This window comes from Paraburkholderia sp. C35 (genome assembly GCF_003121405.1).
Taxonomy (GTDB): domain Bacteria; phylum Pseudomonadota; class Gammaproteobacteria; order Burkholderiales; family Burkholderiaceae; genus Paraburkholderia.
In genome coordinates this window covers 1-12,078 of the sequence record NZ_QBUY01000066.1, presented here as the reverse complement: position 1 = coordinate 12,078, position 12,078 = coordinate 1, and the positions used below count along the sequence as shown (strand labels likewise).

Sequence of the window (12,078 nt, the reverse complement as noted above, 5' to 3'; positions counted from 1 at the left end):
AGCCATTGTGTTTTTTTACCCGACCGGGAAAAAGTAGCGCGGCAGCGAAGGATTGTTGCAACGGTAGAACAATCCACTGCCGCGCTTTTATCGTACGGATCGCGGCGCAGGCGCTTTGATCGACGATTCATGACCAACTTATTTGCTGCCGAGCCAGCGCTTGCGCGCCGTTACGGCGGACGCCCGCTTGTCATTGGGCGTGAGTTTGTAGCGCGAGACTTCCGGGCCGTCCAGCTTGACCTGCGCGACACGCAGTTCGTCGCGCCGGAACGCGTGCACTTCGACCTTCGCGCCGGGCTGGTAGCGCGACAGCAGCGCGTCGAGATTCGAACCCGTGACGCGCAGGCCGTCGACGGCGATCAGCACGTCGCCCGCCGAGAGTCCTGCCTTCTGCGCAGCGCTGTTGTCGTGCACCGCCGCCAGCGTGCAGTCCGCGCCGCCGCGCACGCGCGCGCCGAGCGACGGCTTGCCCTTCGGATCGAGCTCAGGCTCGAGCGTCACACCGAACGACGCCAGCATCGTATCGAGCGGCAGATCGCGCGTGCCGCGCACGCCTTCCGCGAAAATCTCCGACAGATCCGCGCCCGTGGCTTCGGCAAACAGCGCCTCGACTTCGTCTTCCGCGATGCCCTGGCTCTTGCCCTTGTAGAAATCGCGTCCGTAGCGCTGCCACAGCAGACGCATCACGTCGTCGAGCGATTTGCGGTTCTGTGTCTGCGCGCGGATCGTGAGGTCAAACGCGAGCGCCACCAGCGAGCCCTTCGTGTAGTAGCTGACGATCGCGTTCGGTGCGTTCTCGTCCTGACGGTAGTACTTGACCCACGTATCGAACGAACTTTCGGCGACCGTCTGCTTCAGGCGTCCGCTGCCGCGCAGCACGCCGCCGATCGTCTTGCCAAGCAGCGTGAAGTAGTCGGCTTCCTTGATCAGGCCGCTGCGCACCAGCATCAGGTCGTCGTAGTAAGACGTGAAGCCCTCGAACAGCCACAGTAGCGTGGTGTAGTTTTCCTGCTTGAGATCGTACGGCGCGAACACGGCCGGCTTGATCCGCTTCACGTTCCAGGTGTGGAAGTATTCGTGGCTGCAGAGGCCAAGATACGTGCGATAGCCGTCCGTCGTCTCGTCACGGCCCACCACGGGCAAATCCGAGCGGTTGCAGATCAGTGCCGTCGACGCGCGATGCTCCAGCCCGCCATAACCATCCGAAACAGCTTGCGTCATGAACACGTAGCGGTCCATCGGCGCCTTCTTCGTGCGCGGCTCGAACAGCGCGATCTGCGCTTCGCACACGCGCTGCAAATCGGCTGACAGCCTCGGCATATCGAGTCCGACCACGCGCCCGGCGATCACGATATCGTGCGGCACGCCATGTGCCTTGAAGGTGCCGAGCGCGAATTCGCCGAGCGTAACGGGATGGTCGATCAGTTCGTCGTAATTCTGCGCTGTGTACTCACCGAAGCCATAACGCTTCGTGCCGCGCCCTTCCGTGAGCGCCGTGGCGACACGCCAGTCGCGGAACTGCGGGCCGGCCGGCTTCTGAATATCGACGACGCACGCTGCGTCCTCGAAACCCTGCGGCGAAAGAAACACGCTCGTGCCGTTGAAGAAGCCCGTCGTATCGTCGAGATGCGCGGCGCGCACCGACATGTCCCACGCGTACACCTCGTAGCGCAAGGTGAGCGCGCCCTTGACGGGCGCTGCCTGCCACGCGTGCTTGTCGGTCTTTTCGACCCGCACCTTGCGGCCCGCGTCGTTGAAGGCGCGCAGCGTGACGATGTTGCGCGCGAACTCGCGGATCATGTAGCTGCCGGGAATCCACACGGGCAGCATGAAGCGCTGGCCTGCGGGATCAGGCTCGGCGACAGTCACGGTGACTTAGAAAATATGGGCGGCGGGTTGCTTCGGTACGATGGTGTAGCGAATCGGCTTCATCGGCGCTTGTGTGTGAAAACTCGTGAAGAAAAGACAAGAGGCGCCACGCGCCTCCTTTCAAACCGCTTTAACCAGTGCGGACGGATCAGCGCACCGACGACAGCGCCTTGTCCAGTTCGTCCGCAGGCACGGCGCCCGGCAGGCGGCGGCCATCGGCGAGGAAGACGGTAGGCGTGCCGCTGACGTTCATCGACTGGCCGAGCGCCAGGTTCTTGTCGAGTGCGGCCGTATCACAGGTGCCCGGTGCCGTCGGCGCGCGGTGATCCTGCATCCATGCTTCCCAGGCCTTCGCGCGGTCGGCGGAACACCAGATCGACTTCGACTTCACCGTCGAATCCGGCGACAGCACCGGATACAGGAACGTGTAGATGGTGATGTTATCCATCGACTTCAGCGTCGTTTCCAGCTGCTTGCAGTACGGGCAGTTCGGATCCGAGAACACGGCGATCTTGCGGCTGCCGTTGCCCTTCACCACTTTTACAGCGTTCGCGAACGGCAGGCTCGCGAAATCGATGCGATTGGTTTCGGACAGGCGCGCTTCCGTCAGGTTCTTGCGCGTTTTCGCGTCGATCATGTCGCCGAGAATCAGGTGGTCGCCCGTTGCGTCGCTGTAGACGATCTGCGAACCGAGGTTGACCTCGTACAGCCCGTCGATCGGCGACTTCGACACGCTCTTGATCGTCGCTTCGCTCAGACGCGACTGCAGGGTGGACTTGAGCTTGTCGGTGGTCTGGTCGGCCTGTGCCGAACAGCCGAGGCCGAGGGTCGCGACGGCCAGCGCCAGCGCGGCGATACGGATGCGATTCTTCATGCTGCTGCTCCTGATTCGATTCGGCGCGCGGCCCGTTTGCCGCTCGATTGCGCCTGTGTTCAAGTTCTGCGCGGGGTGCTTTCCGGCTGCCGGCTGTATTGCCGGCGTGGTTTCGTTGGCAACGATGCGCGTCGGACGCATCGTGCAGTGCTTCGCAAATGGTATGCCTTGCGTTCGATCCTGTCAGTCGTGCGCGCCGCCCGGCGTGAGCACCGCCGAATCGTCAGCCCAGCGCCGCCGACACCAGCCAGCGCTTGACCAGCGGCTGCGCGCCGACGAACGCCATGCCCGTGTTTCGCACGGCGCGCGCAACATTGCCCGGCAGCGCGAACAGCTTTTGCAGGCCATCGGTGGCGACGGTCAGCGCGCGGATGTCTTCGCTGCGCGAGCGCTCATAGCGGCGCAACAGCACGGTATCGCCGATGTCACGGAACGCCTCTTTCTTCGCGATCACGTCCACCAGCGACGCCACGTCGCGCAAGCCCAGATTCATGCCCTGTCCGGCGAGCGGATGGATCAGATGCGCGGCATCGCCGATCAGCGCGACGCGCGGCGCGACCAGTTTGTCGACGGTTTGCAGCGCTAGCGGGAAGCCTTGCGGCGGCGTAACGCATTCGAGCGCGCCGAGCGCGCCCATCGTCACGCGTTCGACTTCGGCAGCGAGTTGCGCCGGATCGAGCTTGATGAGCGTATTGGCGTGATCCGCCAGCGCCGACCAGACCAGCGACACATGGCCATTGGGCAGCGGCAGCAACGCGATGATCTCACCATCGCGGAACCACTGGTACGCCGTCTCGCCGTGCGGGCGCTCAGCCTTGAAGTTCGCGACGACGCCCGTTTGCCGGTAGTCGCGCCGATTCACCTTCGAGCCGATCTGCGCACGCACCCACGAATGCGCGCCGTCCGCGCCGACCACGAGATCCGCTTCGAGCACATTGCCGTTTGCAAGGCCGATGGTCGCGCCGGAGGTCTTCACGTCGAGCCCCTGAGCACGCGTGTCGAGCCAGGTGAGGTTAGGCTGGAAGCGCAACGCGGCATCGAGCGCCTGCTCGATCAGCGACGATTCCGCGATCCACGCCAGTTGCGGCACGGAAGCCTGGAACGCCGAGAAATGCAGTTCGGCGTGGGCGTCGCCGTAGACACGCATGTCGTAGACGGGCGCGAGCCGCGATGCATCGAGCGCCTGCCACACGCGCAGGCGTTCGAGCAGCGCCTGCGAACTCGCGGAGAGCGCGTAGACGCGCGAGTCGAACACGGCGTCGGCGGGCAGCGGCTGGCAGTGCTGCGCCAGCAGCGCGACGCGCAGCCCGCTTTGCGTGAGCGCCAGCGCCGCCGTCTTGCCGACGAGCCCGCCGCCGATCACGGCGACGTCGAAGGACTGATGGTGAGCATTCATCCGGCCATTATAGCCGCGAGGGGTGCCGGGGACGGATCGGCGCGGCGGGCTTTCGGCGCCGTTTGGGCGTTGTTTGCGCGGAGATTGATGCAGGTCGGACACACATGTCACGGATCGCCGGTTTCGCGCGCAGGCCGCGTCGTGGGCGCTGGCGTGCGCTGCCATTCTTCGGCTGCCGCGAAAGCGCCGCCGGACGGGGTTACAATTGCGGTTTTCGGTTATCCGGCACCCCGGCACGCATTTGCGGCGCGGCGGTGTCTGACGACAGTCCGCCTGTGCTGCCTGTTTTCAGTGTGTGCTTTGAGCACGCGCCTGGCGCCAGCGGACTTGCGGGCCGCGCCCAGCTTCGTGCAGCGCCTTGTGTAGCCTGTAGCCCGCACTCTGTTCGCCGAAGCCCGTCACCACCTGATTTGTAGAGAACCTTCATGAGCCTCAAATGCGGCATCGTCGGCCTGCCTAACGTCGGCAAGTCCACTCTGTTCAACGCGCTGACCAAGGCGGGCATCGCCGCCGAAAACTATCCGTTCTGCACGATCGAGCCGAACGTCGGCGTGGTCGAAGTGCCGGACCAGCGTCTGACGGCGCTCGCCGAGATCGTCAAGCCGGAGCGCATCGTGCCCGCCGTGGTCGAATTCGTCGATATCGCCGGTCTCGTGGCGGGTGCCAGCAAGGGTGAAGGGCTCGGCAACCAGTTTCTCGCGAACATCCGCGAAACGGACGCGATCACGCACGTCGTGCGCTGCTTCGAAGACGAGAACGTGATTCACGTCGCGGGCAAGGTCGATCCGATTTCGGACATTGAAGTGATCAACACGGAACTCGCACTCGCCGACCTCGCAACGGTCGAAAAGGCGCTGACGCGCTACGCGAAGGCCGCGAAGTCCGGCAACGACAAGGAAGCGGTGAAACTTGCCGCCGTTCTGGAAAAGGTTCGCGTGCAGCTGGATCAGGCCAAGCCGGTTCGCGGCCTGGGTCTGACGGAAGAAGAAGCGCTGCTGATCAAGCCGTTCTGCCTGATCACGGCCAAGCCGGCGATGTACGTGGCGAACGTCAAGGACGACGGCTTCGAGAACAATCCGCATCTCGACGCGGTGCGCAAGTACGCTGAATCGGAAAACGCGCCGGTGGTTGCTGTGTGCGCAGCGATCGAAGCGGAAATCGCCGATCTCGCCGACGAAGACAAGGAAGTGTTCCTCGCCGACATGGGCATGGAAGAGCCGGGCCTGAACCGCGTGATCCGCGCGGGCTTCAAGCTGCTCGGCCTGCAGACGTACTTCACGGCAGGCGTGAAGGAAGTGCGCGCGTGGACGATTCATATCGGCGATACGGCGCCGCAGGCAGCGGGCGCGATTCACACGGACTTCGAGCGCGGCTTCATTCGCGCGCAGACGATCGGCTTTGATGATTACATCGCGTTCAAGGGCGAGCAAGGCGCGAAGGAAGCGGGCAAGATGCGCGCGGAAGGGAAGGAATACGTCGTGCATGATGGCGACGTGATGAACTTTTTGTTCAACGTTTGAAGCGGCTTCGACGAAAGTTGAACAAAGGGCGCGGCCATTCGCGCCCTTTGCCACCGCGAGAGTATCGCTACCAGAAGCGACCCGCCGGGCGCTTCATAACACATCCAGACTTTCGACATCGATCAGCACGGGCACCTTCGTTCCTGGTTGATGCTGAACCGTCGCCCTGACCGATTGCCCCCAGAGAGGGCGGACGATGTCGTCGATATATCCACCCGGCACCTTGATGCGCATGCTGTCGACTTTAACCGTGTTTGATGGCCGATCAGCCCCGCTCAGCACCCCTTCCACCATTTCCAGCATTCGATCCGCCCCGGCAGACTGCTCGCCGGACAATTCTCATCGGGTTCGCCGAAACGGAACCTGATGCGCCTAGCCCTTCTGGATCACGGTAAAGCCAACCAGACTCACGTTTGCACCGTCGGGCGCAATCTGCCTCAGCAAACCGACGAAGTTGCTCATGTACGCGTCGTCGTTGATACGGTTGCGCAATTCAAGCCAATCGCAGTTATCGGCAGTTCGTATGTCGTCGAGCAGCGTCGGCAAAATGTCATCGGGACCACGCAGTCCCTCCAGCGAAGCTTGAACTCCCAAACGATAGTTCAATGTGAAGCTGCCAGCACGTGGCGCGGTCATGTACAAGCCCGGATAGTCTTTCCCGCGCCCTGGCCTGTTCTGAAAAGGAAGGCCCATCAAACGCTCCGTCGTACGCCGCACCAGATTGCCGATGTTTTTCGCGCGATCGAGATAATGCCTGACGGCAATCACGCCGAAGGACACTCCCTTTCCAGACAAGGAAACCTGTAATTCGTTTCCAAGCAAGGCGTCTCCTCGTACAGCCAGATGCCGGTCAAAGTGGACCTGTTCGAGCACGTCTCGCACTTCATCCAGAAGTGCTTCGGGTCCAGATCCAAGCAGTGCCTGCGCAACCAGCCGCTCGGCGCGCCTGAGTTGTCTGCATCGCAATGCGAGCGTCGCGGCACTGCGGAGCAGCACCGTGCGAGTGGGTTCCGACGAGTCGGCACACGGCAGCATCCCGGCCGCGCGCTCCTCGAGATCGAGAGCGAGTTCCGTTTCCGCGAGAAAGCGCGCTTCGTCGCCATGCGACTGAAAATACATTGCTGCGTCAGCGTGCTCCATCGCCTGCCTATGAAGTGACGCAACCTGCTCATGCATCTCCATCAGGGGATTTCCTCTTCCCTACCGCGACTATTGGTTTGCCAAACTCCGCAACGACAGCCAGACCTTCACCGCGTCCATCACTTGGCGCCATCTGCTTCAGCTTGCTCTTGAGCCGTGAACTGACGCGCGATTGTCCCTCAAAGATACCGGAGACCTCCAGGCGCATCGTGCTCTGGAACGGTAGATCTCCTTGTGCCATACCGATCCAGAAGTCAAAACCCGTACCCTTTGCTGACCGCTCGACGACCTTATAGCCATGAACATGATTGAGCACGGCAATGGCGACCGCGTACGCGCCATTTTCAGCGGCGACGTCCTTGTCACGATAGGTCGCCGTGGCCTGCACTGGCGGCGACGACCAATGGAAGTGCGCATGCGGCGCCTCACAACCGCTCAATGCCGCCCGAGTCGGAACTGGGTGCCCATTCTGTTCAAAACAGAACGACGCGGCCTCACAACACATCGCGCCGAAATATGGCGTCAATGCCTCGAATGCCCGATTGTCTGCATCTAGCCGAATTGCTGCACCCTTCTCTGCCATCGACACCACCTGCGAAAAAAGACGGTCATTGATTCTTGCATGCCACCAAAGCTCGAAGGCAAGCGCCAGATTCCAGGAGTGTGTCGAATCCTTTCGAAAACATGCTCGGTGAGTCAAACCGCTTCACCAGACCAAGCGATGCTACATTTCAGCTTTCACCGGACTGTTTGCACCAACAACTAGCACGCATCTGACAATTTCGACGCTTTCCTGTCATCGACCACAACTAGAATCGCGCGACCGTTCAACGCGCATTCCCGCGCAACTTCGTTGCATGGGATCAGAGTAAGGCGCTAAAGCGCCAACTCTGATCGACAAAGGAGACTCTCGATGCATTGCAAGCCGCTCTTCCGTTCGCTTTCCGTCGCAGCCGTTCTATCGCTTGGTGCATATCAAAATGCCCAGGCAGCCACCGAAATCCAGTTCTGGCACGCGATGGAAGCTGCACTCGGCGAACGCCTGAACACGATCGCCAACGACTTCAATGCATCGCAGAGCGACTACAAGATCGTTCCCGTCTTCAAGGGCAGCTACGATCAAACCCTGGCAGCCGGCATCGCCGCCTATCGCAGCGGCAACGCGCCCGCAATCCTGCAGGTCTACGAAGTCGGCACGGCAACGATGATGCAGGCGAAGAAGGCCATCGTCCCCGTCTCAGACGTGTTCAAACAAGCCGGCATGACGCTCGACGAAAAAGCGTTCGTGCCGACCATCGCCAGCTATTACAGCGACTCGAAGACCGGCCATCTGATCTCGATGCCGTTCAACAGCTCGACGCCCGTCCTCTACTACAACAAGGACGCCTTCAAGAAGGCCGGCCTCGATCCGAACTCGCCGCCCAAAACGTGGGCCGAGGTCGAGCAGGACGCGCAAAAGCTGAAGGCAGCAGGCATGTCGTGCGGCTACTCATCGGGCTGGCAAAGCTGGATCCAGCTTGAAAACTACAGCGCGTGGCACGGCGCACCGTTCGCGACGAAGAACAACGGCTTCGATGGCGCCGACGCGCAACTCGAATTCAACAAGCCGCTGCAGATCGCGCACATCACGTTCCTGCAGAAAATGGCGAAGGAAGGCACCTTCACCTACGCAGGCCGCAAGGACGAACCGGTGTCGAAGTTCTATAGCGGCGACTGCGGCATCATCACGAACTCGTCGGGCTCGCTTGCGACGATCCGCAAATACGCCAAGTTCGATTTCGGCACGGGCATGATGCCGTACGACGCAAGCGTCAAGGGCGCGCCGCAGAATGCGATCATCGGTGGCGCGAGTCTTTGGGTGCTGTCGGGCAAGGATCCGGCCGTCTACAAGGGCGTCGCGAAGTTCCTCGCCTATCTCAGCTCGCCGCCCGTCGCCGCCAAGTGGCATCAGGACACGGGTTATCTGCCCGTCACCACGGCCGCTTATCAGCTGACGCAGCAACAGGGCTTCTACGAGAAGAATCCCGGCAGCGACACGGCTATCAAGCAGATGCTGAACAAGCCGCCTCTGCCCTACACGAAGGGCCTGCGTCTGGACAACATGCCGCAGATCCGCACGATCATCGACGAAGAACTCGAACAGGTCTGGGCCGACAAGAAGACGCCGAAGGATGCGCTCGATTCGTCAGTGTCGCGTGGCGACGAACTGCTGCGCCGCTTCGAGAAAGCCGGTAGCTGATCCGCAAAGCAGGCGCGCGCTCGCCGCACTGGCGTGAGGCGCGCCTCATCCGCTCACTGTTGGGAAGGACGTCGATGGACAAGCGTTCCCGCTTCGGCACCAGCTTTCTGCCCTATCTGCTCGTCGCGCCGCAGCTTGTCATCACGCTGCTGTTCTTTCTGCTGCCCGCAGGCGAAGCACTCTGGCAATCCACCCAGACGCAGGACGCGTTCGGCACGTCGAGCGAATTCGTCGGTCTGGGCAACTTCAAGCAATTATTCGGCGATCCGCTGTATCTCGCCTCATTCGAAACGACGCTGATATTCTGCGCGCTCGTCACCGTATCGGGCCTCGTGATCTCGCTGTTGTTCGCCGCCTGCGCAGATCGCGTGACGCGCGGCGCAAAGGCGTACCAGACGCTGTTGATCTGGCCGTACGCCGTCGCGCCCGCGATTGCCGCCGTGCTGTGGTCGTTCCTGTTCAACCCGAGCATCGGCCTCGTGACCTATTCGCTCGGCAAGGCGGGGATCGTCTGGAACCATGCGCTCACTCCCGGACAGGCGATGTTCCTCGTCGTGCTCGCGTCCGTCTGGAAGCAGGTCAGCTACAACTTCCTGTTCTTCTATGCCGGCCTGCAAGCCATTCCGCGCTCGCTGATCGAAGCGGCTGCCATCGACGGCGCCGGCCCCGTGCGGCGCTTTTTCGGCGTCGCCCTGCCACTGCTGTCGCCGACCACGTTCTTCCTGCTCATCGTCAATCTCGTCTACGCGTTCTTCGATACCTTCCCGATCATCGACGCCGCAACGGGCGGCGGCCCCGGCCAATCGACGCGCACGCTGATCTACAAGATCTTTGCCGAGGGTTTCCAGGGACTCGACATCGGCAGTTCGGGCGCGCAATCGGTGGTGCTGATGGTGATCGTCGTCGGGCTGACCGTGGTGCAGTTCCGCTTTATCGAGCGGAGGGTTCAATACTCATGATCGAGAATCGCCGCGGCTTCGATATTTTCTGTCACGTCGTGTTGATCATCGGCGTGCTGCTGGTCGTGTTTCCCGTCTACGTCGCGTTCTGCGCGGCCACGATGAACGAGCACGAAGTGTTCAACGTGCCGCTGTCGCTCGTGCCGAGCACGCATCTGTTCGAAAACATCGCGAACATCTGGACGCACGGCACGGGCAATGCGGCCAGTCCGTTCGGCACGATGCTGATCAACAGTCTCGTGATGGCGCTGGTGATCGCGATCGGCAAGATCGCCGTGTCGATCATCTCGGCTTTCGCGATCGTGTTCTTCCGCTTTCCGGGCCGCAATGTCGCGTTCTGGCTCATTTTCATCACGCTGATGCTGCCTGTCGAAGTGCGCATCTTTCCGACCGTGCAGGTCGTGTCGTCGATGCATCTGAGCAATACCTACGCCGGCCTCACGCTGCCGCTGATCGCGTCGGCCACCGCGACGTTCCTGTTCCGCCAGTTCTTCCTCACGCTGCCGGACGAACTGATGGAAGCGGCGCGTATCGACGGTGCCGGTCCGCTGCGCTTCTTCTGGGACGTGGTGTTGCCGCTGTCGAAGACGAATCTCGCGGCGCTGTTCGTGATCACCTTCATCTACGGCTGGAATCAGTATCTGTGGCCGATCCTGATCACGAATGAGCAGTCGCTGACGACGGCCGTGGTCGGCATCAAGAGCATGATCGCTTCGGGCGATACCGCCACCGAATGGCATCTCGTGATGGCGGCGACGCTGCTCGCGATGTTGCCGCCGCTCGTCGTCGTGCTGGCCATGCAGCGCTGGTTCGTGCGCGGTCTCGTGGATGCGGAAAAATAAGGATAAAGAGTCATGTCAGCACTGACGCTCAAGGGCGTAAAGAAATCGTACGACGGCAAGCAGAACGTTCTGCACGGGATCAACGCGGACGTCGTGGATGGCGAGTTCGTCGTGATGGTCGGGCCGTCTGGCTGCGGCAAATCGACATTGCTGCGCATGGTCGCGGGGCTCGAAGCAATCACCGAGGGCGAGATTTCGATCGACGGCAAGGTCGTGAACAACCTGGAGCCGAAGGATCGCAACATCGCGATGGTGTTCCAGAACTACGCGCTCTATCCGCATATGACGGTTGCGGAGAACATGGGCTACGCGCTGAAGATCGCGGGCTTGCCGAAAACGAAGATCGAATCGCGCGTGCTGACGGCTGCGAAGATTCTCGAACTGGAGCCGTTGCTGTCGAGAAAGCCGCGCGAACTGTCGGGCGGCCAGCGGCAGCGCGTCGCGATGGGTCGCGCGATCGTGCGCGAACCGGCGGTGTTTCTGTTCGACGAGCCGCTGTCGAATCTCGATGCGCGGCTGCGCGTGCAGATGCGGCTTGAAATCCAGCGGCTGCATGGGCGGCTCAAGACGACGAGTCTCTATGTGACACACGACCAGATCGAAGCGATGACGCTGGCGCAGCGCGTGATCGTGATGAATCGCGGGCATGCTGAGCAGATTGGCGCACCTACTGAAGTGTATGAACGGCCGGCGACGACGTTCGTGGCGAGTTTTATCGGCTCGCCGGGGATGAATCTGCTGAGCGGCTGGGTGACCGACGACGGTGCATTCTTTGAAGTAGCGGGCGAGGGGCCGAAGTTACCGTTGTCGAACGTGCCGTGCATTGGCCGCGAAGTCGCAGCCGGACGTGGATGCATGCTCGGTATCCGGCCTGAGCATATGACGCCCTCTTCCGATCCCGCTGTGGCGACGGCCACGCTTGCCGTCGATTCGTGTGAATTGCTCGGCGCGGATAATCTCGCGCATGGGCGCTGGGGGAAGCACGATGTTACGGTGCGCTTGCCGCATGGGCATCGGCCGCAAGCGGGCGAACGGCTTGAGGTTGCGCTGCCCGTGCAGCATCTGCATTTCTTTGATGAGGAGACGGGGAGGCGGATTAGTTGAGGTTTGGTTTTGGTTTTGGTTTTGGTTTTGGTTTTGGTTTTGGTTTTGGTTTTGCTTTTGTTGGCATCCGCGTTTTCGTGTCGGTCTGCATGCGTCGCCCCTGTGCGGGGCAGCACCTACTTTTCTTTGCCGCGG

11 protein-coding genes and 1 pseudogene are annotated in these 12,078 nt (G+C 61.7%); 6 read left to right on the top strand and 6 right to left on the bottom strand.

All coding sequences use genetic code 11. The features are described 5' to 3' along the window. Nucleotides 1-138 precede the first annotated feature (138 nt). The 3 genes and pseudogenes from DK391_RS29295 to DK391_RS29285 all read right to left on the bottom strand — a co-directional run bounded on the left by DK391_RS29295 (nucleotide 139) and on the right by DK391_RS29285 (nucleotide 4,139). Nucleotides 139-1,932 (bottom strand): annotated as a pseudogene (locus DK391_RS29295) (PDZ domain-containing protein). A gap of 85 nt (nucleotides 1,933-2,017) precedes the next feature. Next, nucleotides 2,018-2,743, bottom strand: coding sequence for a DsbC family protein (locus DK391_RS29290; protein ID WP_109481537.1), 726 nt, complete (start codon nucleotides 2,741-2,743; stop codon nucleotides 2,018-2,020). A gap of 223 nt (nucleotides 2,744-2,966) precedes the next feature. Further along, nucleotides 2,967-4,139 carry a UbiH/UbiF family hydroxylase gene (locus tag DK391_RS29285; RefSeq protein WP_109481501.1) on the bottom strand — a complete coding sequence of 391 codons (1,173 nt, stop codon included), beginning with the start codon at nucleotides 4,137-4,139 and terminating at the stop codon, nucleotides 2,967-2,969. Between the two features lie 425 nt (nucleotides 4,140-4,564). Between DK391_RS29285 and ychF the strand changes: the two genes are divergently transcribed. Next, entirely contained in the window at nucleotides 4,565-5,659 is a 1,095-nt protein-coding gene (gene ychF, locus DK391_RS29280) for a redox-regulated ATPase YchF (RefSeq protein ID WP_109481500.1), read from the top strand. 93 nt (nucleotides 5,660-5,752) lie between these two features. Here ychF and DK391_RS29275 read toward each other — a convergent pair whose 3' ends face one another. Beyond that, nucleotides 5,753-5,962: a hypothetical protein gene (locus DK391_RS29275; protein ID WP_162600936.1), complete on the bottom strand. Its 210-nt coding sequence runs from the start codon at nucleotides 5,960-5,962 to the stop codon at nucleotides 5,753-5,755. 69 nt (nucleotides 5,963-6,031) lie between these two features. After that, nucleotides 6,032-6,481 (bottom strand): hypothetical protein, encoded by a 450-nt coding sequence (locus tag DK391_RS44460; protein WP_162600935.1) that lies wholly within the window; start codon nucleotides 6,479-6,481, stop codon nucleotides 6,032-6,034. A gap of 21 nt (nucleotides 6,482-6,502) precedes the next feature. Here DK391_RS44460 and DK391_RS44455 point away from each other — a divergent pair, with 21 nt between their 5' ends. Continuing rightward, entirely contained in the window at nucleotides 6,503-6,817 is a 315-nt protein-coding gene (locus DK391_RS44455; protein ID WP_162600934.1) for a hypothetical protein, read from the top strand. 10 nt (nucleotides 6,818-6,827) lie between these two features. Here the strand turns inward: DK391_RS44455 and DK391_RS44450 are convergent, their stop codons facing one another. Next, a complete protein-coding gene (locus DK391_RS44450; RefSeq protein WP_162600933.1) occupies nucleotides 6,828-7,382 on the bottom strand; it encodes a hypothetical protein in 555 nt (184 codons plus the stop codon). 330 nt (nucleotides 7,383-7,712) lie between these two features. On the opposite strand from DK391_RS44450, the gene ugpB reads away from it, so the two are divergent. From ugpB to DK391_RS29245, 4 genes are all read left to right on the top strand, one after another. Then, nucleotides 7,713-9,038 (top strand): sn-glycerol-3-phosphate ABC transporter substrate-binding protein UgpB, encoded by a 1,326-nt coding sequence (gene ugpB / locus DK391_RS29260; protein WP_109481496.1) that lies wholly within the window; start codon nucleotides 7,713-7,715, stop codon nucleotides 9,036-9,038. Between the two features lie 74 nt (nucleotides 9,039-9,112). After that, nucleotides 9,113-9,997, top strand: a complete 885-nt coding sequence (gene ugpA, locus DK391_RS29255; RefSeq protein WP_109481495.1) for a sn-glycerol-3-phosphate ABC transporter permease UgpA — start codon at nucleotides 9,113-9,115, stop codon at nucleotides 9,995-9,997. Beyond that, on the top strand, nucleotides 9,994-10,839 hold the full coding sequence (gene ugpE / locus DK391_RS29250; protein WP_109481494.1) for a sn-glycerol-3-phosphate ABC transporter permease UgpE: 846 nt from the start codon (nucleotides 9,994-9,996) through the stop codon (nucleotides 10,837-10,839). Before ugpA ends, ugpE begins: the two co-directional genes overlap by 4 nt. A 12-nt stretch (nucleotides 10,840-10,851) precedes the next feature. Further along, complete coding sequence (locus tag DK391_RS29245) at nucleotides 10,852-11,943, top strand: sn-glycerol-3-phosphate import ATP-binding protein UgpC (RefSeq protein ID WP_109481493.1); 1,092 nt, start codon at nucleotides 10,852-10,854, stop codon at nucleotides 11,941-11,943. Nucleotides 11,944-12,078: the final 135 nt, after the last annotated feature.

Excerpts from the sequence above, each read along its gene's own strand:
- ychF (WP_109481500.1), top strand. The coding sequence starts at position 4,565 with ATGAGCCTCAAATGCGGCATCGTCGGCCTGCCTAACGTCGGCAAGTCC.
- DK391_RS29245 (WP_109481493.1), top strand. The coding sequence starts at position 10,852 with ATGTCAGCACTGACGCTCAAGGGCGTAAAGAAATCGTACGACGGCAAG.
- DK391_RS44450 (WP_162600933.1), bottom strand. The coding sequence starts at position 7,382 with ATGGCAGAGAAGGGTGCAGCAATTCGGCTAGATGCAGACAATCGGGCA.
- DK391_RS29275 (WP_162600936.1), bottom strand. The coding sequence starts at position 5,962 with ATGCTGGAAATGGTGGAAGGGGTGCTGAGCGGGGCTGATCGGCCATCA.
- ugpA (WP_109481495.1), top strand. The coding sequence starts at position 9,113 with ATGGACAAGCGTTCCCGCTTCGGCACCAGCTTTCTGCCCTATCTGCTC.
- ugpE (WP_109481494.1), top strand. The coding sequence starts at position 9,994 with ATGATCGAGAATCGCCGCGGCTTCGATATTTTCTGTCACGTCGTGTTG.
- DK391_RS44455 (WP_162600934.1), top strand. The coding sequence starts at position 6,503 with ATGCCGGTCAAAGTGGACCTGTTCGAGCACGTCTCGCACTTCATCCAG.
- DK391_RS29285 (WP_109481501.1), bottom strand. The coding sequence starts at position 4,139 with ATGAATGCTCACCATCAGTCCTTCGACGTCGCCGTGATCGGCGGCGGG.
- ugpB (WP_109481496.1), top strand. The coding sequence starts at position 7,713 with ATGCATTGCAAGCCGCTCTTCCGTTCGCTTTCCGTCGCAGCCGTTCTA.
- DK391_RS29290 (WP_109481537.1), bottom strand. The coding sequence starts at position 2,743 with ATGAAGAATCGCATCCGTATCGCCGCGCTGGCGCTGGCCGTCGCGACC.